17 protein-coding genes and 3 pseudogenes are annotated in these 20124 nt (G+C 39.3%); 17 read left to right on the top strand and 3 right to left on the bottom strand.

Annotated features, from left to right (window positions below; genetic code table 11):
• From ACLIBG_RS10035 to ACLIBG_RS10020, 4 genes and pseudogenes are all read left to right on the top strand, one after another.
• On the top strand, window positions 1-1287 hold the full coding sequence (locus tag ACLIBG_RS10035; RefSeq protein ID WP_439312625.1) for a TRAP transporter large permease: 1287 nt from the start codon (window positions 1-3) through the stop codon (window positions 1285-1287).
• A 23-nt stretch (window positions 1288-1310) separates the two neighbouring features.
• Window positions 1311-2234, top strand: a complete 924-nt coding sequence (locus ACLIBG_RS10030) for a dihydrodipicolinate synthase family protein (protein ID WP_439312624.1) — start codon at window positions 1311-1313, stop codon at window positions 2232-2234.
• 57 nt (window positions 2235-2291) lie between these two features.
• Entirely contained in the window at window positions 2292-3281 is a 990-nt protein-coding gene (locus tag ACLIBG_RS10025; RefSeq protein ID WP_439312623.1) for a LacI family DNA-binding transcriptional regulator, read from the top strand.
• 115 nt (window positions 3282-3396) lie between these two features.
• A pseudogene (locus ACLIBG_RS10020) lies at window positions 3397-3588 on the top strand (DUF3427 domain-containing protein); the annotation flags it as partial.
• 351 nt (window positions 3589-3939) lie between these two features.
• On the opposite strand, the gene ACLIBG_RS10015 reads toward ACLIBG_RS10020, so the two are convergent.
• Window positions 3940-5241 (bottom strand): M20/M25/M40 family metallo-hydrolase, encoded by a 1302-nt coding sequence (locus ACLIBG_RS10015; protein WP_439312622.1) that lies wholly within the window; start codon window positions 5239-5241, stop codon window positions 3940-3942.
• Window positions 5242-5360: 119 nt separating this feature from the next.
• On the opposite strand from ACLIBG_RS10015, the gene ACLIBG_RS10010 reads away from it, so the two are divergent.
• The gene (locus tag ACLIBG_RS10010) at window positions 5361-6350 is read left to right on the top strand and encodes a tetratricopeptide repeat protein (protein ID WP_439312621.1); all 990 of its coding nucleotides are present in this window, start codon (window positions 5361-5363) and stop codon (window positions 6348-6350) included.
• A gap of 2 nt (window positions 6351-6352) precedes the next feature.
• On the opposite strand, the gene ACLIBG_RS10005 is transcribed toward ACLIBG_RS10010, so the two are convergent.
• A complete protein-coding gene (locus tag ACLIBG_RS10005; RefSeq protein WP_439312620.1) occupies window positions 6353-6772 on the bottom strand; it encodes a hypothetical protein in 420 nt (139 codons plus the stop codon).
• A gap of 265 nt (window positions 6773-7037) precedes the next feature.
• On the opposite strand from ACLIBG_RS10005, the gene dpaL reads away from it, so the two are divergent.
• The 12 genes and pseudogenes from dpaL to ACLIBG_RS09945 all read left to right on the top strand — a co-directional run bounded on the left by dpaL (window position 7038) and on the right by ACLIBG_RS09945 (window position 19927).
• Entirely contained in the window at window positions 7038-8264 is a 1227-nt protein-coding gene (dpaL, locus tag ACLIBG_RS10000) for a diaminopropionate ammonia-lyase (protein WP_439312619.1), read from the top strand.
• Between the two features lie 41 nt (window positions 8265-8305).
• Entirely contained in the window at window positions 8306-9484 is a 1179-nt protein-coding gene (locus ACLIBG_RS09995; protein WP_439312618.1) for a YgeY family selenium metabolism-linked hydrolase, read from the top strand.
• A gap of 85 nt (window positions 9485-9569) precedes the next feature.
• A complete protein-coding gene (locus ACLIBG_RS09990; RefSeq protein ID WP_439312617.1) occupies window positions 9570-10250 on the top strand; it encodes a GntR family transcriptional regulator in 681 nt (226 codons plus the stop codon).
• A gap of 231 nt (window positions 10251-10481) precedes the next feature.
• Complete coding sequence (gene htpG, locus ACLIBG_RS09985) at window positions 10482-12362, top strand: molecular chaperone HtpG (protein WP_439312616.1); 1881 nt, start codon at window positions 10482-10484, stop codon at window positions 12360-12362.
• 399 nt (window positions 12363-12761) lie between these two features.
• Window positions 12762-13667 carry a hydroxymethylglutaryl-CoA lyase gene (locus ACLIBG_RS09980; protein WP_439312615.1) on the top strand — a complete coding sequence of 302 codons (906 nt, stop codon included), beginning with the start codon at window positions 12762-12764 and terminating at the stop codon, window positions 13665-13667.
• A 140-nt stretch (window positions 13668-13807) separates the two neighbouring features.
• Window positions 13808-15079, top strand: coding sequence for a hydroxymethylglutaryl-CoA reductase, degradative (locus ACLIBG_RS09975; RefSeq protein WP_439312657.1), 1272 nt, complete (start codon window positions 13808-13810; stop codon window positions 15077-15079).
• Between the two features lie 158 nt (window positions 15080-15237).
• Window positions 15238-15468, top strand: coding sequence for a hypothetical protein (locus tag ACLIBG_RS09970; protein ID WP_439312614.1), 231 nt, complete (start codon window positions 15238-15240; stop codon window positions 15466-15468).
• Window positions 15469-15471: 3 nt separating this feature from the next.
• Window positions 15472-16824: a tripartite tricarboxylate transporter permease gene (locus ACLIBG_RS09965; protein ID WP_439312613.1), complete on the top strand. Its 1353-nt coding sequence runs from the start codon at window positions 15472-15474 to the stop codon at window positions 16822-16824.
• Between the two features lie 259 nt (window positions 16825-17083).
• Window positions 17084-17293 (top strand): annotated as a pseudogene (locus tag ACLIBG_RS09960) (helix-turn-helix domain-containing protein); the annotation flags it as partial.
• An 84-nt stretch (window positions 17294-17377) separates the two neighbouring features.
• Window positions 17378-17668: a cupin domain-containing protein gene (locus ACLIBG_RS09955; protein WP_439312612.1), complete on the top strand. Its 291-nt coding sequence runs from the start codon at window positions 17378-17380 to the stop codon at window positions 17666-17668.
• Between the two features lie 56 nt (window positions 17669-17724).
• Window positions 17725-19311: an amidohydrolase gene (locus ACLIBG_RS09950; protein WP_439312611.1), complete on the top strand. Its 1587-nt coding sequence runs from the start codon at window positions 17725-17727 to the stop codon at window positions 19309-19311.
• A 193-nt stretch (window positions 19312-19504) separates the two neighbouring features.
• Window positions 19505-19927 (top strand): CidA/LrgA family protein, encoded by a 423-nt coding sequence (locus ACLIBG_RS09945; protein WP_439312610.1) that lies wholly within the window; start codon window positions 19505-19507, stop codon window positions 19925-19927.
• A 79-nt stretch (window positions 19928-20006) separates the two neighbouring features.
• Here the strand turns inward: ACLIBG_RS09945 and ACLIBG_RS09940 are convergent.
• A pseudogene (locus tag ACLIBG_RS09940) lies at window positions 20007-20124 on the bottom strand (IS30 family transposase); the annotation flags it as partial.

The raw sequence follows: 20124 nt of genomic DNA, 5'->3' as shown, positions 1-20124 counted from the left end.
ATGGACTCAGTACTGTTATTAACTATTCTTATTTTTGTCATTTCATTTATTATAAGAGTTCCTGTTGCTATCGGCATGATTCTGACTTCTATATTTTACTTTTTAATGAAAGGTCAGGATATTGGAAGTGTGTCAGACGTCTTATTATCTAATTTGTTTTCGTCTTACACCATTTTAGTTGTTCCCCTTTTTATTTTCACTGCAGAAGTGATGAACTCAGGTTATATAACAGATAAAATTTTTACTTTTGCCAACTCACTAGTAGGAAGATACAAAGGTGGAATGGGTCATGTTAACGTTGTAGCTTCTTCCGTTTTTTCCGGCATGTCGGGATCTGCGGTGGCGGATGCCTCTGGTTTGGGTAAAATGGAAATTGAGGCAATGCGCAAACAGGGTTATGATGATGGCTTTAGTGCAGCAATCACTTCAGCATCTGCAACGATTGGTCCTTTATTCCCTCCGAGTATACCATTGGTTATCTATGCGATGTTATCCGGGGCATCTGTTGGAGCGTTATTTTTAGCAGGGATGTTGCCGGCAATCTTGTTGGCAGCTGCTTTAATGATCTACATCGTTTATATTGCAAGGAAGCGTGACTATCCTAGAGGCCCGAGCTATACGCTTCGTTCCTTTATGAAATATTCTTTTGAAGCAATACCTGCTCTGCTTACACCGGTTATTTTATTAATTGGTATATACACCGGTGTTATGACGCCAACGGAGGCTGGTGCAGTTGCAGCGTTATATGCGCTTATTATATCCATTTTCGTCTATCGGACAATGGGCGTCCAAAAACTCGTGATTGTTTTTAAAAACACGGTGAAAACAACTGGAAATCTTGGTTTGATCGTTGGTGCAGCCTATTGTTTTTCATACATTGTTGCCTACGAACAGATACCTGCTTTAATTTCCGAATTTATGCTTGGATTGACAGATAATCCATATGTCATGCTTTTGGTAATTAATATTTTCTTTTTAATCATGGGAATGCTCGTTGATACGATGGTTATGACACTTGTATTTATCCCAATGGTATTGCCGTTTGTTGAGACTATGGGTATTGATCCGGTACATTTCGGTGTAATGATTGTATTGAATATGATGATCGGTTTATCAACTCCGCCATTTGGCATGTTACTATTTATTACGTCCGGTATTTCAGGTACACCGTTGAACAATATAATTAAAGAAATATGGCCGTTAATATTAGTTATGCTGGCTGTGCTTGGTTTGGTAACCTATATTCCGGAAATCTCACTATTTTTACCAAACTTATTAGACTTTTAACGTAAAAAAAGGAGTGTCAAGTTATGGATAAAACAATCCCTAATGGTGTTTGGCCTACAATGATCACACCATTTAAAGATGATGGAATGATTGATTACAACTCATTGGAGAACTTAATTGAATGGTATATTGACAATGGAGTGCATGGGCTATTTGCTGTATGTCAATCAAGTGAAATTTTCCACATGTCTTTGAAAGAACGAATCGAGTTAGCATCATTTGTTACAGAAAAGGTTGCCGGCAGGATTCCTGTTATTGCATCAGGTAATGTATCTTTTGCATTGGATGACCAAATTGAAGAAGTAAAAGCAATTGCGGATACAGGCGTTGATGCCGTTGTTTTATTGACGAACAAACTTGCTCGAAGTGATGAATCAGATGAGGTATTTAAAGCGAATGTAGAAACATTATTGAGTGAGACAGAAGGAATTACACTAGGTTTCTACGAATGTCCATTGCCGTATAAGCGGTTGTTATCACCGGAGTTACTTCAGTGGTGTGCATCAACCGGCCGCTTTTCTTTTTTAAAGGATACAAGTTGTGACATTAAACAAATTGAAGAAAAGCTCGAAAGGGTTAAAAATAGTTCTTTGAAAATTTTCAACGCAAATGCTCCTACTTTATTAGATTCGCTTAAACTAGGGGCAAATGGATACAGTGGAATTATGTGTAATTTTCACTCGGATCTATATGTGCATTTGTATGAGAATTGGGAAAAGGATCCGGAAGAAGCGATCAACCTGCAAAGTTTTCTAGGGCTTGCTTCAACCATTGAACGACAATTATACCCAATGAACTCCAAGTATTTCCTTAAGCTGGATGGAATCCTTGACGACTATACGTGCAGAAATACAGATAAAAGCCAATTTTATGGAGCATTGCAACTTGAAATTAAGCAAATGCACAAAGTTTCTAAACAATATTCGAACAAGTATAAGAATAACTAATGATTCATTATTTACATTGAAACGTAGACCAATGTGTTGTTTATGGAGTGGAAATTAATGAGGGTAACGATAAAAGATGTAGCTAAGCAAGCCGGTGTATCCATCGCTACAGTGTCACGTGTTATTAATAACAGTGGATATGTAAGTGATCCGGTTAAAGAAAAGGTTCTTCAGAAAATTGATCAACTCAATTACCAAGTGAATGCTGTTGCCAAAAGCCTAAAACAGGAAAAGACGAATATGATTGGCGTTATTATTCCCGACATATCCAATCCATATTTTATGCAGATTTCCAAAGGTGTGGAAGATGAAATAGAGCGATACGGCTACAATTTGATTTTTTCCAGTTCAAATGAAGATGAAACTAAAGAAACGAAACTGCTCGACTTAATGAATGAAAAAAGAGTAGATGCGATCATACTGGCAACAGCCGGTAAAGGAAAAAAGCAAATTGAGAAATTCACAAACTCTGGAACGCCGATCATATTTATCGACCGATACAATGAAGAAATAAAAACCAAAGTTTCAACTATTTCAGAAAATAACCAATTAGGTGCGTATAAACTAACGAAGCACATCATTGATCAAGGGCATAAAACAATTGGCGTCATCAACGGTTCTCTTGATGTTAATACAGGTTATGACCGTTATATGGGTTTTCTCCAAGCAATCGAAGAATCAGGTTTACGCAAAGAGGATCAACTGATCTATAATGGTGATTTTACAGAAAAATGCGGGTACAAAGCGGTGAAACAATTTTTCTCGCAAACAACAAAACAACCGACTGCCATCATAGCGTTTAATAACTTAATGGCCACAGGAGCGATTAAAGAAATGATACAGCAAAATACAACGTTATTGAAAAAGGTGGAATTTGGCTGTTATGGTGAAATGGAATTCATGGTAATGCCAACATTGAATCTTGTTTATATCAAACAAAACCCCTATCGAATGGGGAAAGATACTGGTAAACTATTAATTGACAGACTATATAATAACAATCACAATCCACAGACGATTGTCTATGAACCGGAATTGATTGTGTAAACTTTGATTGAAAAACTTCGCATTTACGTACAACTAGTATGTAATTGGGAAGTTTTTCTATCGTTAATCGCTAAACAGATATGTTTAATCAATTGCTTCAAACAAATTGAATAATAAAAAAGATGATGATGAGGGGACAGACTTTTATTACATAGGAAAAGCAACTCCTGATAGAAAGACTGTTCAACAGGATACTATGATGAATGACAAAGGAAGAGAGCTTCCGGTTGTTCATATGAATTTAGTGATGGAGAATTCTATTGAAAATAAACTATATCACTATCTTAGGAATGAAAATATTAGTTAAATGATGGAATAACATCGTTTATGTATTCAGGCTGGGACATATCGGAGTTGCTAAGTTAAAAATCCGAATAATGAACCAAATTAGCTCCAGAAATATACGTAGACTCCTGCAGGAGGAAACGCATCGGTAAGACACCGGAAGAGCGTTAGCTCTGAGAAGCCTCACCAGTCGCCTGCGGCAAAGAAGACACCGTGAATGCAGCGCATGAACGGATGTCGCGCTTGTGCCCTGCGGGTGAAAGCGAAGTATATTTACGGAGCGAAGGCATACACTAAATTTAATTATTCAGTTTTTTACTTGATAAAATACTTTTGTCCCAGCCCCACATCAACTAAATATTCTCTTCATACTTTATATACTAGTTAGGCTAGTTAGCTTTTCCTTTTTCCCAATCATCCCGTGCTGAAGGACGGTAGTGACAAGTAAGGCTGTTTCATAAGTTGCTATATAATCGACCTGTTCGCTTGAGGTATGTTCGTTTAGGTAACCGGCTGAAAGATTTACGGTAGGGATACCAAAAGAGGTAAAGGTTGCTGCATCACTTAAACCGCCGACGGTCGTCTTCCAATCATTCATTCCTGCAAGCTCTCCTGCCTGTTCAAAAATTTCTCCATATGCTTCATCACAAAAGTTTGTATTAAAGTTGGAAGTAACAATATCCCTAATCCCTCTACGGTCAATTACGATGGCACCATCGACATCTTCCACAAATCTTTTATCGATATTTTTTGAACCTACACATCCTACTTCTTCTTCAACGGTAAAGGCTACTTTTAAAGTACCGTTAAATGGGGCATTTTCGATGAGTGTTATAGTCTCCAAAATAGCAGCAATTCCTGCACGGTCATCTGCGCCTAGAATACCAGTGGAGCTTGTTAATATACTTCCGTGTTCCAATATGTCACGGTTAGGTTCTATTTTACTATAAACATCCATGTGGGCGGATAATAAAATTGTTGGTCCATCCCCATAAAATTTTGCAGCCAATACATTTCCTTTCCGGTCACGCTTAACATAATCCATTCGTTTTCTTAAATAACTGAGAAGGTAATTACGAATCTCTATTTCATTCCCGCTTTCACCAGAGAATTGCAATAACCGCAACAGTCGATGTTTGAAATGCTCGGCCCTTAATTCGGTTATATCTATATTAGTAGTAAAAAGGTTATAAAGGTTTTCGGCAACTTTTAATAAATCCGCAATTTCCTCATAATGAAATGTTATCTTATCACCGGAAAACATGATGCGAATGGCAGACGGTGTTGCCGCTTGTAATATTTCTTTTTGATTCGCTGTAATATAACCTAAAAGGTGTACAACGGCTGGTCGTCTTTTATGCCCATCACAGCAATTAATCGTTAAAATGTTTAATTCATTCATCCAGCGAACGATCCCTCGTACATACGTATCCAGTTGGCTGTATGGAATATCTTCATTTATTGGATTTACTAATGTTTCACGGCCAGGGGCATCAATTTTCCTGGCTGCCAAGTTTAGGGAAGATATCATTTGTTCCTCGGAAATCGTTTCAAAATCCTGTTCAATTACTTCCATTTGTTTTATTGTTTCGTTTAACAGCATTCCGGCATTCGTGTTTTTTTGTAAATCTTCTACCTGTAAACCGTGTCTCGCCAATCGTAATCTTTTGCTCATTTTAAAATCGCTCCTTTGTTTTTGAGTAATTTCATTATTGCAAAGCAGCTGTGATGCACGATCACAGCTGATAGTAAAAATTGAGGGATCAAGGAAGGAAAAAAGCTTGTTGAAAGCGAATGGTTATAAAATTTGTGAAAGACGGTGATGGAATGAATGAATTACAAGGACTGACACCAATAGAGAAAGAACGGTTATTAAGAGGTCGGTTACTAGATGCACGAAAAAGCAGGGATAGGGAGGTGCAAAAGGAAGTTGAACGATTGCTCGTTCAACTGTATGTGCGGCAAGGGGAATATTTTAAGATGTCCGACCGGCCAGACCCTCGTATAGCTGAAGAAAACTTTAAAAAGGCGTTGCAACTGCAACGAGACAATCCGATAGCCCACTACCGGCTGGCTCACGTGTTTTATCGAAAGGAAGCCTATGGTCAGGCAGCTTCTCATTTTGAAAAGGCGCTGACGGGTTCGATCACCGAAGCGTTAAATGATACTCAACGGCAACTTACCTATATGCTATTAGTCAACTGTGGCATACTGATGGCAAAAGAAGCATTGAAAGAGTTAGAGGAAGAAGACGCAAATCTTTATGTCGAGCGTGACGTGAATGATTCTCTTATTGATAAGTATAGGCGAGAGTTACTAGTAAATTCGGAAAGAGCATTGGCCAGAAGTTATTATCGTTTAATTACGGAGGAGGGAGAACGAATTATCTCCGACCATTATGCAGATGAAATGGATGGTACTGGCGAGGTATTGTTATATAAAGGTGAGGAAGGGAAATTTCTCGTGTTTTCCAATGAGCGTTATCAGTTATCGCCAACCCAATTTACTGTCATGTACTATTTTATTAAAAGTAAGTCAGGTCTTACGTTGGAAGGAATAAATCAACAATTGGAACATCAGTTGGACGAAGTTAGGGGTGATGCCTTCCGCAGGGCTTTGTCCCAATTTAGAAACTCGATACCTTATTGGCAATCGTTTGTAGAGGAAAGTAGATTGGATCGGGATCAAGCAGGTGATCAGAGGGGAAGAATAATCATAAAAAAGATGCCTCTTATCCGCTACTCCATCCTCGTTCAAGCTAGTGAAATACTGCCGGACGATTAAATTCATGTCCACTTTTTTATCAATACACCAACAGCCACACTAAAAGTAGCATGTCCAACTGTCCAATAAATCCATGCGGCCATATTAGTTGCGGCAGGCGGTTGATCGGATAATGCCGTTAAGAAAAATAAAACAGCCCCTCCGCCCGTGTACGCTAGAAAATAAAGGAAGGTTTTGCGCTCGAGATGAAATAATCTTAATATATAATACAGCGCAACAACGCTGAACACACAGGTGGAATAATGAAAGATCGTGCCCCATAAATAGTCTGGCTCCCAATGGTTAATGACTGGAATGTAATCGAAATTGAAGAGAAGATCATAAGCGTGGGTATTATTCAACAACTTAATTCCTTTTAGAAAAAGAGCGAGTATTATTCCGGATATGAAACCAATAACTATTAGTTTAATTAATTGCTTCATTTCTTTGCACTCCCAATATCATTCACTTAGTTTTCTTATGGCTATTCCCTTATTTTTTATTCATAATCAACGGAATAACAAAAAATAAACAAGCAATAGGATTGACTGTTTTAGGAAATGTGGTATATTACATATCAATTGGGACGTTAGGAACAGCAGGCATGGTGTTAATCGTCATTATGTTAGTAATGAAATGAAATAATTCAAACCATTACTAGCGTTTGTTCAAAAAAGCACTAGTACTTATTAGATGAGGTGACATGGAATGAGTAAAGCTAAAGGTCAACAGATGAAGTGGGTTAAAAATGCATTTTATTCTTCTGCATACAATGAGGAAGCGTTAGCTGATTTTTCCAGCGATGTTATTAGTAACGTATTACAGTTTCAGCAAACACATCCGCTATATACACATACACCATATGTTTCATTACAAAATCTGGCGGACTATTTACGTGTAGGAGAAATTAAAGTGAAAGACGAGTCGAAGCGATTTCGTCTTAATGCCTTTAAAGTTATGGGTGGAATATATGCAGTAGGAAAATATCTTGCTGAACAGCTTGGGAGAGATATCGGAGATCTTTCGTTTGCTGACTTACAAGCGGATGAAGTGAAAGAAAAACTTGGCGAAATTACGTTTATTTCTGCAACCGATGGAAATCATGGGCGGGGTATTGCCTGGGCCGCAAGAGAACTTGGACAAAGGTCCGTTATTTATATGCCAAAAGGATCAACCGAATCTAGGCTGGAAGCAATCCGTAATGAAGGTGCCTTTGCGGAAATAACAGATATGAACTATGATGACACCGTTCGTATGAGTGCAAACATGGCAGATGAAAAAGGCTGGGTGCTTGTCCAGGATACTGCTTGGGAAGGATATGAAGAAATTCCTTTGTGGATTATGCAAGGGTATGCCGGCATTGCGAAAGAAATGATTGATGAGACGGAAAATAACGGCGAACAGCCGCCAACTCATGTCATTTTACAAGCAGGGGTCGGTTCATTTGCTGCGGGAATTGCGGCGTATTACACAGAATACTACCGTGAAAATCCTCCAAAAATAATTGTTGTGGAACCGGATCTTGCTGATTGTTATTACCGCTCCTTTTCCAATGACACAGGGGAAATGGAAGTGGTAAGCGGGCATTTGAATTCCATTATGGCCGGGTTGTGCTGCGGTGAACCGAATACACGTGCATTCCCATTGCTCAAACAATATGCCATAGCTTCCTTTTCCTGTAATGACCGGATTGCGGCGCTTGGCATGCGCGTGCTAGGCAATCCGCTTGGGGACGATGCGAAGATTATTTCGGGAGAATCTGGAGCTGTTCCATTGGGACTGTTGTTTGCTCTACGTTCATACGAAAATGAGCACATTTGTGAAAAATTGGGCCTGGATGAAAACTCCCGCGTGACCATGATCAACACAGAAGGAGATACGGACGTTCAACAATATTTGGACATCGTTTGGAAAGGTCACTATGACAATGAGTAAAACGTTAATATAAAAATAATGAACGAAGGGAGAGGCTTACTATGGTTGACAGCAAAACAGCAGCAGTAATGGCGGAGATGGAAGCGGATGTTATTGCATTTACACAGGAGCTCGTTCAAATTCAGAGTTATTCCAACAAAGAAGCTGAAATTGCAGCATGTATTGAAAATAAAATGAAAGCACTTGATTATGATGAAGTGTTCATTGACTCGCTCGGAAACGTCGTCGGCAGAATTGGAAACGGCGAGAAAGCGATTATGCTTGATTCGCACATGGATACGGTAGAAGTGAATAATGAACAAGACTGGATCGTGCCGCCCTTTAGCGGGGAAATTGTTGACGGCAAATTGTACGGCCGCGGGGCAGTGGATATGAAGTCTGCGATCGCTTCATCCATCTACGCGGCTGCTGCTGCAAAAAAACTCGGATATGATAAAGGGAAAACAATTTATGTTTCCTGCACAGTTGATGAGGAATTTTGTGACGGAGAAAATTTGAAACATTTATTCAGTGAACGACAATTAAAGCCAGATTTTATGGTTACGTGCGAACCGTCAAATAATAAAATTACACTTGGCCATAAAGGAAAAGCACAAATGATCATTAAAACCAAAGGCGTCTCTGCCCATGGGGCCGCTCCTGAAAAAGGGAAAAATGCCATTTATGAAATGGCGGAAATTATCCAGCGGGTAGAAAAGCAAAATGAGCACTTAATGAGTGATGAAGGATCCAAAGGAACGCTAGTCATGTCCAGAATATCAAGTGTTAGTGCATCTTTAAATGCTGTACCATCAGAATGTGAAGTATATTTGGATCGCAGAATCGTTCTCGGAGAAACGGAAGAAATGATAAAAAATGAAATGGATCAAATAATTGAAGGTAAAAATGCAACATGGGAAGTCGGTACATTGCACAGGAGAAGCTGGACAGGAAAAGACATTGTCTATCATCCATTTCATACTGCATGGAAGATTGAAGAGGACCATGAATTGACCGTTGCCTGTAATAAAGCTTATACAGATGTATTTGGCGTAGAACCGGACAGTTATGAATTTTGGGATTTTAGTACGAATGCTGTGACACCAGTAAGCATGGGAATTCCGACGATTGGTTTTGGACCAGGTGATTACACATTAGCCCATATGGATAATGAAAATTGCGAAGTAAGTAAAATTATTGAAGCATATCAATTTTACACATCTCTCATTAATAATATATAGAAAAACTTGGATTAATACTCCTCCAGTAATGGCAGTGATGCATGGTTTTTCTCTTTTTATCGAACAAAGCGAGGTTTAAATTAATATGAGTAAAAGTGATGTTAAGATAAAGCGGACTTTCATGCGCGATGAAGCGTATGATATCCTGCAAGAATGGATTATGATAGGAAGGCTCGACCCGGGCACAAAACTAAGAGATCAAGAGCTGTCAGATCTTTTGGGAATCAGTCGTACGCCGATTCGAGAAGCACTACTTCGTTTAGAAGATGATGGGTTAGTAGTGACGAAAGCGAATCGTTGGACACTAGTGGCGCCGATTGATGTACAAGAAGCGGAAAATATTTATTCAATTGTAGAAGCGCTTGAAGTACTTGCAGTGGAACAAGGGCTGGCTAATTTTACAAAAGAAGATATAAAATCATTAGAAAAGATAAATGACACCCTAAAAAAACATTGGGAGCAAGAGGAAAAAGTTGCTGCCTTTCAAGCTGATACAGCCTTCCATGAAAAAATAATTCAACCATCAAACAATTCGGAAATAAAGCGATTGCTGAAGAATTTAAAAGTAAAAATTCAACGAGTAGAAATCCATTATTTCAGTAAACAAGAGCAAAGCCATGAATCATACGTTGAACATGAGAAGATCATTGCAGCGCTGAAAAAGGGTGTGCTTGATCAAGTAATAAGTGCTATCCGGGAAAATTGGCATAACAGCTTGCTCCGTATTCAGAAAATCCATAACAAATTAGAAAGCGAAGACATTTAATGATGCTGGTAACGATTAGCAGATGTATCGCTGGAACAGCAAAAAGAAAGCATGCTTACTATTAAAAACTGAATGAAGATAAAGCAATACCTCAGCTCCTTCCTCACTTCAAATTAGCACTCTCTTATATCGAGTGCTAATTATTTTATTTTTTTACCATAATCTTTTATAATAGGCTTGTTGAAGTTGCTATTAATTGTATAAAAAATGATAGATGAAGGGGCGATATTCATGGAAAAGAAAAAGTTTCAGGCAGAATCCAAACGCTTGCTGGAAATGATGATTAACTCGATTTATTCACAGAAAGAAGTGTTTTTACGTGAGTTGATTTCGAATTCCAGTGATGCAATTGACAAGATTTACTATAAAGCATTGACGGATGACGCTTTAACTTTCAACCAAGCCGACTATTACATAAGAATAGAGGCCGATAAGGAAAAACGGTTATTGACGATTTCCGACACTGGAATCGGAATGACAAAAGAGGAGCTGGAAGACAATCTAGGGACGATTGCCGAAAGTGGCTCCCTTGCATTTAAGAAGGAAAACGAAATTGAGGACGGCTATGATATTATCGGACAGTTTGGTGTCGGATTTTACGCCGCGTTTATGGTCGCCGATGTGGTGACAGTGACAAGTCGTGCGCTTGGAAGTGAAGAAGCATATACGTGGGAGTCGGAAGGCACAGAAGGATATACGATTCGACCAAGTGACAAAAAAGAAGTTGGAACAGATATTGTATTAAAGATAAAAGAAGATACCGAAGACGAAAAATACGAAGACTTTTTAGAAGAACATCGATTGCAGGAGATTGTTAAAAAGTATTCCGATTTCATCCGCTATCCAATCAAAATGAATGTAACTAAAAGCAAGCCGAAAGAGGATAACGAAGAAGAATATGTCGATTATGTAGAAGAAGAAACGATTAACAGCATGATTCCAATTTGGCGCAAAAATAAAAGCGAATTGACGGATGAAGATTATGAAAAGTTTTATCAAGAAAAACATTATGGATTTGATAAGCCGTTAAAACACATTCATACAAGTGTAGATGGTAGTATCCGTTACCATGCAATACTATATATTCCGGAGACAATGCCTTTTGATTACTATTCCAAGGAATATGAAAAAGGACTAGAGCTCTATTCTAGTGGTGTGCTCATTATGAATAAATGCGCAGATTTATTGCCTGATTACTTTAGTTTTGTTAAAGGACTTGTCGATTCAGAGGATTTATCGTTGAATATTTCCAGGGAAATGTTACAGCATGATCGCCAATTAAAGCTGATTGAGAAAAATATTACGAAAAAAGTAAAAACAGAATTAAAAAACATGTTGAAAAATGACCGAGAAACGTACGTTAAATTTTATGATACATTCGGCAGACAGCTGAAATTTGGCGTGTACAGCGATTTTGGTGCAAACAAAAAAACGTTGCAGGATCTACTAATGTTCTATTCGTCAACGGAGAAAAAGCTTGTGACGTTGGATGAATACGTGGAGCGGATGCCGGAGGAGCAAAAATATATTTACTATGCTGCCGGTGATTCTGTAGACCGCCTTGCAAAGATGCCACAGACTGAACTTGTAGCTGATAAAGGGTATGAGATTTTATACTTTACGGATGATGTGGACGAGTTTGCGATTCGCATGCTAAACGACTATAAGGAAAAGGAATTTCGTTCTGTATCCAGTGGTGATTTGGGAATTGAGGATGAGGCCGATAAAGAAACAGAGAAACAAGAAGCTGAAGAAAACAAGGAACTTTTTGATTACATGAAAGACGTTTTAAAAGATAAAGTGAAAGATGTACGTGCGACCAAACGGCTACGATCTCATCCGGTGTGTCTGTCGACGGATGGAGAAGTTTCTATTGAAATGGAAAAAATCCTACAGCAAATGCCGGATAACCCGGATGTCCAAGCAGATAAAGTATTGGAAATTAATGTCGATCATGATGTATTTGAATCGTTGAAGGCGTCATATAGTACGGATAAAGAAAAAGTGAAGCTTTATACGAACTTGTTGTACAATCAAGCATTGTTAATCGAAGGCTTGCCTGTCGGTGACCCGGTTGATTTTACAAATGATATTTGTAAAGTGATGGTGTAAAACCTAAACTTAATTTAATATAGAACGTGCAAAAAAGCGGAACTAGTCATTATTGCTGGTTCCGTTTTTCTGTTTTACAACGAAAACATACCTTTTTTTATGCAGTTAAACTCTACTAAATCAATGCAATTAATCTTTATCAACAACCTCCTTCATTTGACATGTGCCAATTTTTGTAATATATTGTATTCAACAAAGTTGAATGAAAAGAAACATACATGAATATAATGAATCAAGAAATTAATTAAGGATAAAAACGAAACTGGTGCGCAGAAAATAGTATGTTCCCACACCATTTAAGCAACAAAATAATAGTATATATTATGCAAGCGTATACAACTAGCAATATAGTATCTTATTTAAACGTGCACGGACTTTTTTTCAAAGGAGGGAAAAATGATGAGGCATTGGCCTAAGAAAGTTCGGATTAAAGAAGTTGGACCGCGGGACGGCTTACAAAATGAAACAAATTGGGTGCATACAGGCGATAAGGTGGCCTGGATTAATATGTTGTCTGAATCGGGTGTAAAGGAAATCGAGTATTCATCTTTTGTGCATCCGAACTGGGTGCCGGCGTTATCGGATGCAAGAGAAGTTGGAAAAAGAATTAATCGGAATCCAAATGTGCGGTATTCGGCCTTAGTTCCAAATAGAAAGGGCTTGGAACATGCACTGGAAGCAGGAATTGATGGTGCTTCTGTCTTTATGTCAGCGAGTGAGTCACATAATAAAAATAATATTAACAAGTCGATCACTGCTACGTATCCAATACTAAAAGAAGTGATTCATGAAGCAAAAGCTACGGGCAAGCACGTAACTGGGTATGTTTCCACTGTGTTTGATTGTCCGTATGAAGGAAAAATTTCTCCGGAACAAGTGCTATGTGTTTGTGATAAATTGTATGCATTAGGTGTTGATGACCTTTCGCTTGGCGATACGATTGGTACGGCTGTTCCTTCTCAGGTGGAGGAATTACTTGAAACAATGTTAGCTTATTATCCGCAAGAAAAAATTATCATGCATTACCATAATACCCGGGGGATGGCGATTGCGAACATTATGACTTCTATGGAATATGGTGTTACCCGATTTGACAGTTCCGTCGGGGGATTAGGCGGTTGTCCTTATGCTCCTGGTGCAGCGGGGAATGTAGCGACAAATGATGTATTATATTTAATGCATGGCTTAGGAATCAATACAGGAATTGATGAAAATAAATTAAAAAAGGCTGGATTTTTTATTCAAAATAAATTGGGAAAGCAGCTGCCGAGTAATTCACTGGCCTATGCTGCATCACAAGCTTAAAAGTGTACGGCTATCGTAACAGAAATAAAAGTTAGGAAACCATTATTTTTTCTTCATGCAAAAATAAAATGCAGAGGGATGAATAATGGTTTTTCTTTTGCGCTGATTGATAAGAAAATATACCCGAACGGGAAAGCTAAATCACATGCAAGGAGGAACATAGCATGACGAGTCATATTTCGGGGTTTTATAAGCTTCCACCAAAAGAGCGTCTGGAGAAAGTAGCGGATTATGTACATTTAACGGAAGCGGAAAAAAAGCAGTTGATGGGAAGTAATGGATTGACACTGGGTCAGGCGGATCAAATGATTGAAAATGCAGTCGGTTCTTTTTCTCTTCCATTTGGGGTAGCAGTGAATTTTAACGTAAATGGAAAGGATGTATTTATTCCGATGGTAACTGAAGAACCATCTGTCGTAGCTGCGGCAAGTAACGCTGCTAAACAGTCAGAAGGCTTTACAACTTCTTATTCGGGCTCAATGATGAGAGGGCAAATGCAAGTAGTTGAGGTAGCCCAACCCTATCGCGCATTAGCTAAACTGTATGAAAATAAAAATGAAATTTTACACATTTGCAATGAACAAGACCGTACACTTGTTGATTTAGGCGGCGGTGCAAAGGATCTAGAAGCATATGTCGTTGAAGTAAATGAAGAAAAAATGGTTGTCCTTCATTTGTTGATTGACACTAAGGATGCAATGGGTGCAAATGCGGTGAATACGATGGTTGAAGCAACTGCACCATTTATTGAAAAATTGACAGGGGCTGAGGTTGTATTACGGATATTGTCTAATTTAGCCGATGAACGTATTGTAAGAGCAAGCGCCAATTTTACAGATCCATTTCACGGGGATGAAAAGCTGACAAAGAAGTTTATCCAAGCATATGAATTAGCAGTTGTAGATGCTTATCGGGCAGCGACACATAATAAAGGAATAATGAATGGGATAACAGCGGTCGTCTTGGCAACTGGAAATGATACGAGAGCTATTGAGGCAGGTGCCCATGCATATGCGGCTCGTTCGGGCATGTATCGATCCTTAACCCATTGGGAGGCGGATAATAACGGCTCGATAACCGGAACGATTGAAATTCCCATGGCAGTAGGCCTAGTCGGCGGTGCTACCCAGTCAAATCCAATGGCTAAAATTGCACTTAAAATACTAGGAGCGGCATCATCCGGTGAATTGGCAGGAATTATTGCATCAGTAGGATTGGCACAAAATTTTGCCGCCCTGCGTGCCCTTGTACAAGAAGGCATACAGGAAGGACATATGAAACTGCACGCAAAAAATATGGCAGCGATGGCAGGAGCCAGAGAGGACCAAATTGAAAGAGCAGTGAAAATTGCGCTGAAAAAAGGTAAAATACGTTATGATGAGATGATACAAATCGTTCTGTCGTTAAAATAGGTGTTCAGGAAGGCCAGTGAAAACCGCTTTGACCTTCTACGTTGGGTTGCTTTCCCTAAGAAAAAAGAAACTTTGTGCAACTAGAAGTACAATAAATAGATGGATCAATGATAAAATGAATGTACTAATCTATTAAACAATGCGGGAGGTGATGAATTTTGGACAAAAAAGACTATGTAGAAGTGTGGGGCGATCACGTGAAAATTAAAGATTTGATGCTTTCTATGCTGTTATGTATCGTTTTTTCTTTGGGGGGTTATATCATTGCCCCAGGTGAAGCGCCGCAGCCACTTATATTTGGGCTTATTGGCGGTGTTGTCGGATTTATCGTCAGCAGTATTATTATTAAACCAAAGCGGATTATTACACAAAAGGAAGGAGAGGAATAAGCGTTGGATACAGTAATTATTATTCAAATGATTTTAGCAAGTGTCGGAGGAGCTGCATTATACACGATTATCGGAATTGCACCCGGAACGGATGAAACGGCCGTGCTTGCACCGGTTACAATCGCACTTGCCTTACTCGGGTTGTCCCCGTATGTCATTTTAGCATTTTTCATCTCTGCTATTATCGCAAAAAAACTGACGGACTCTATACCGGTAGCGGTAGCAGGAATTCCTGGAGGCGTGATGGCGGCTCCGATGGTCGAGCATGCGATGGTACTTAAAGACCATGGCATGCCGGATGTCAGTATTAAAAAAATGACATCCGGTTCTGTTGTCGGAACTATTGTTGCAATCCCTTCGAGTTTGTTCATTGCCTATCTGATTTTACCGTATGCTGATAAAATTAGCGCATATGCCGGACTCATTTTCTTTCTAGGTGCTGTGTTTTTAGCCCTCATGACGAGAAATAAAATTTTGGCGTTATCGATTATTATTCCTTTTGCGTTACTTATTCAAGGGCTCCGACATTTGTATTGGGGATTGGAAGTGATTCCGGCAGATACAACGGTATTTGTATCGTTTTTCCTCGGGATTACAATTGGGCCAATTGCATTTACGTTGTTTGAGTTGTTGAATAAAGATTTACGAAAAAAACTTCCTCAGCTTGGGGATAATGAAATAAGTTTTAAAACATCAAAGCGGGAAAAGGGTTTTCCGAATCCGTTTAAAATTTTAACGAAAGAGGAATCCGCCAGTTCTGCATTAGGGAGTATTTTAGGTTCGATTACATTTTTCTTGTCGCCGGTCGGCATGACGGTCTTTTTAGGGGAAACGTTAACGCGCCATATTAAAGATCCGGTAAAACGTGCTTCACGGGCAATTTCCACCATGGACGGATTAACGAATGCATCGTATATTTCCGGAACGCTCGTGCCATTAATAGCCATTGGACTTCCGTTATCACCAATGGCTATTGGGCCAGCTGCTGGGTTATTTAATGCGCCACCCGTGTTTACTCCGGAGCATAATATTCATCACTTGTTATCGATTGGTGAAATTATGACCGTAACAGTGATTGGAGCGGTTATTGCTCTTTTGATTACCTTTTTCGTAACGATCAAATATGCAAGTCAAATTTGTATGTTTGTGTTTAAATGGATACCGCACGAAGCACTTATCGGTTTGTTTGCCGGGTTAGTTGTGATGCTTGCATTTATGGATGCCGGCTGGATCAATATTTTTGGAACGATTCTTATTGCGCTCGTTTCCGGTTTACTGCACCGAAATGGTGTGAATTATGGCGTGTTATTTATGGTGTTATATGCTGCTCCGTGGCTACTCGGCGTGTTAAGCTAATTGAATCGTTGAACATATTAGTGAAAAGGGTATGTCCCGGGAGCATATCCTTTTTTGGCAGGTCAAAAAGGATAAAATTTTGTTCATAACTGTCTAGCTTCGACGTATAATTCTTTTCGGTGGACGAGCATTCACGCGCAGTCCCAGGATGTTGCGCTTTTAGCCTATGAGGGTGCTTGCGCTTTACTTATGGCATAAAAATATTGGGCTAATCTATGATATAATCATTTCTATTAGTCCGTGTTTAAAAAGGTAGACTATCGAATCGGGGAAGGGGAGAATTTCCATTAATATCGACCATATTGGCAGAAAAGTAAAACAAGCCAGATTACGCATAAAAAAAACACAACAACAAATCGCAGATGAATGTGGGATCTCCAAAAGCCTGTTATCAAAAATTGAAAATGGCCAAACGGCATCAGCTGTTGCAACGCTGTCAAAAGTTAGTGAGGCACTTGCTGTATCTTTATCGTGGATATTGGATGATCACCCGGAGACAGACCTTGTACTGCTTCCAAAATCGAGCCGAATGCAGCGCATGGGTGATGAAGGCATGGGTTATTCCTATGAACTGTTAGCGAATCCACATTACTCCAATGTTGAACCAACAATCGTTCATGTAACACCGAAAAATGAAAATCTACGTTATGAGCCATATACGCACTCCGAGGAAGAGTTTATTTACATATTAGAAGGATCCATCTATTTATTGTATGATAGAGAGAAGCATTATATGGTAAAAGGAGATACAGCTTATTTTAAAGGAGAAAAGCCGCATTTATTTGTACCGGTTGACAATGAAGGAGCAAAAGTATTAACGATTTTTGTTGATAGCAATATGTAGCTACTCGTTACATATTGATTTTACGTTTATCTATTAAAATTATGGAGCGGTTATAGATGAAGACAATTTATACAAATGGAACGATCTATACATTTGATGCGTTCAAACCAATGGTCGAGGCAGTCGTTATTGAAAATGACCGGTTTATTGATATGGGAACAACGAAAGAAATGCTGCTGCAATGGGGACGAGCAGGAAGTAACGTTGTTGACCTTGAAGGACGAGCTGTGACACCTGGGTTGGTGGACAGTCATATGCATCTATCCAAGGTTGCGACAAATTACCTGAATCTTGACTTAACAGGGGTATCAACCAAGGAAGAAACGTTGGAAATGATCCAAAAATATGCATCTTCTTTAAAAAAAGATGAATGGATTTTGGGTAGAGGTTGGGATGAAAACTTATATACAGATGGCACGATTCCTACCCGCGAAGAGCTTGATCACGTAGCGCCATATCATCCGTTGTTTATCGCTAGGGTTTGCGAACATGCTTTTCTTGTAAACACAAAAGCATTGGAGAGAAGCGGTTGTAATAGTGCCTCGGCACCCCCTGAAGGCGGTAAAATTGTATTGGATGAGAAAACGCAACAACCGACGGGGCTACTGCTGGAAACTGCATCACAGCTCATTACACCTTATATACCGGAACATACATATGATGAATTAAAGCGGGCTTTACGAAAGGCAATACAGTTTTCCATTAGCCAAGGCCTGACTAGTGTACATACGAATGATCCGATGTACCTGGGCGGGTTCGATCAAACATATAAGCTATATGATGAATTATTAAATGAGGAAGCGCTTGGATTGCGTTGTAATCTCTTAATTGATCATGACTTTTTGCCGGAATTAAAAAATAGAGGGATGTATGCGGGCTATGGAAATCATACATTGCAAATTGGTGCGGTAAAAATATTTGCCGATGGAGCACTTGGCAGACGGACAGCTTTCATGTCGGAAGCCTATGCGGATGCGCCGGGGGAATACGGAGCGCCGATGTATGAACAGGAAAAAATTTATGAACTTATTCGAGATGCCAGAGAATTATCAATGCCGATTGCCGCGCACGCGATTGGGGACCAAGCGTTGGAAAATGTATTGAATGTCTTGGACGAGTTTCCGACTACCTCTTATCGCGACCGTCTCATTCACGCGTCTATTCTTCGCGAAGATTTAATGAATAGACTTGCTAATCCAAGCCGAGTTGCGGACATTCAACCTCGTTTTGTTGTCAGTGATTTCCCGTGGATTGTAGAACGGCTCGGAAAAGAACGGGTAAACTGGGCATATCCTTTGCGAACGTTCATGCAATCCGGCGTACTTGCGGCAGGGAGTTCGGATGCGCCGATTGAACCGGTCCATCCTCTGCTTGGAATCCATGCGGCAGTGACAAGAAGAAAACCAAGTGAAAAACATGAAGGTTATATACCGGAACAAAAGTTGACCATGGAAGAAGCATTTCGTTTATTTTCTGTCATGGGCGCTTATCCAACAAATGAAGAGCGTATAAAAGGAACGATAACGAGAGGGAAACTTGCAGACATGACCGTATATTCCATGAATCCGTTTAGTTTAAATGATGTGGACGACTTATTGTATACGAATGTGGATATGACAATCATTGGTGGTAAAATCCGGTAGGTAGGAACACTTTTGCCTTCCGGGTTTTGTCTTTTAGCTTGTTGTTATCTTACAAGGGCGCTTGCGCTTTTCTTACAGGATAAGGAAGTATAAAATTTTGGCGCATAGCTGTCTAGCTCCAGCGCCCAGCCCCTCGAGGTCTTAAGCAATAACTCTTCGTGGCAAAACCGCCACTACGATTTCTTGCTTAAGCTTGTCGGGGCTTAACAGGGCGCTTACGCTTTTCTTACAATGGGGGGGAATATCGATCGTTCAAGCAACTAAAATTGTTATTCAACTATTTTTATTATACGGTATTTATATGATAGGGAACTGGATTCAAGCGATATTCCATCTATTTGTTCCGGGTAGTGTAATTGGAATGATTATCTTGTTTATATTGCTTTTGACTAAAGCGGTGAAAGCGAGCTGGATTGAAGCCGGGACGACATTTATGGTTAACCACCTCGCTTTTTTCTTTATTCCGGTAACTGTTGGGTTAATGAATTACTTTGAGTTGTTTTCCGGCAAAGGTTTTTTGCTTGTTGTTATTGTACTCGTAAGTTCTATATTGGTTATGACGACTTCAGCTGCTACAAGTCAGTGGCTTGCTACGATTCGAAAGGAGCCAAAATGACTCATCTGTTCACGATCATTGTCGTAATTATTAGTACGATTGCTGTTTACATAGTTTCCAGAATTATTTATTTCATTTGTCAATATAAGCTAGACAAATCTGATTCGTTTACGTACCTTGATAATGTTTCCAATGGTGTTTGATAATTTAAAGATTTTCTTGGTATTTGATTTCTCTTGTCTGCGACTGATGTAATG

This window comes from Virgibacillus sp. W0181 (assembly GCF_051846915.1).
Classification (GTDB): Bacteria; Bacillota; Bacilli; order Bacillales; family Amphibacillaceae; genus JBPYCR01.
The sequence above is the reverse complement of the archived record's forward strand: the minus strand, read 5'-3'. Positions and strand labels throughout refer to the sequence as shown.

What these genes read in the sequence shown, in the direction of transcription:
- ACLIBG_RS10035 (WP_439312625.1), top strand. Translation starts at nt 1, where the DNA reads ATGGACTCAGTACTGTTATTAACTATTCTTATTTTTGTCATTTCATTT.
- ACLIBG_RS10030 (WP_439312624.1), top strand. Translation starts at nt 1,311, where the DNA reads ATGGATAAAACAATCCCTAATGGTGTTTGGCCTACAATGATCACACCA.
- ACLIBG_RS10025 (WP_439312623.1), top strand. Translation starts at nt 2,292, where the DNA reads ATGAGGGTAACGATAAAAGATGTAGCTAAGCAAGCCGGTGTATCCATC.
- ACLIBG_RS10015 (WP_439312622.1), bottom strand. Translation starts at nt 5,241, where the DNA reads ATGAGCAAAAGATTACGATTGGCGAGACACGGTTTACAGGTAGAAGAT.
- ACLIBG_RS10010 (WP_439312621.1), top strand. Translation starts at nt 5,361, where the DNA reads ATGGTTATAAAATTTGTGAAAGACGGTGATGGAATGAATGAATTACAA.
- ACLIBG_RS10005 (WP_439312620.1), bottom strand. Translation starts at nt 6,772, where the DNA reads ATGAAGCAATTAATTAAACTAATAGTTATTGGTTTCATATCCGGAATA.
- dpaL (WP_439312619.1), top strand. Translation starts at nt 7,038, where the DNA reads ATGAGTAAAGCTAAAGGTCAACAGATGAAGTGGGTTAAAAATGCATTT.
- ACLIBG_RS09995 (WP_439312618.1), top strand. Translation starts at nt 8,306, where the DNA reads ATGGTTGACAGCAAAACAGCAGCAGTAATGGCGGAGATGGAAGCGGAT.
- ACLIBG_RS09990 (WP_439312617.1), top strand. Translation starts at nt 9,570, where the DNA reads ATGAGTAAAAGTGATGTTAAGATAAAGCGGACTTTCATGCGCGATGAA.
- htpG (WP_439312616.1), top strand. Translation starts at nt 10,482, where the DNA reads ATGGAAAAGAAAAAGTTTCAGGCAGAATCCAAACGCTTGCTGGAAATG.
- ACLIBG_RS09980 (WP_439312615.1), top strand. Translation starts at nt 12,762, where the DNA reads ATGAGGCATTGGCCTAAGAAAGTTCGGATTAAAGAAGTTGGACCGCGG.
- ACLIBG_RS09955 (WP_439312612.1), top strand. Translation starts at nt 17,378, where the DNA reads ATGGGTTATTCCTATGAACTGTTAGCGAATCCACATTACTCCAATGTT.
- ACLIBG_RS09950 (WP_439312611.1), top strand. Translation starts at nt 17,725, where the DNA reads ATGAAGACAATTTATACAAATGGAACGATCTATACATTTGATGCGTTC.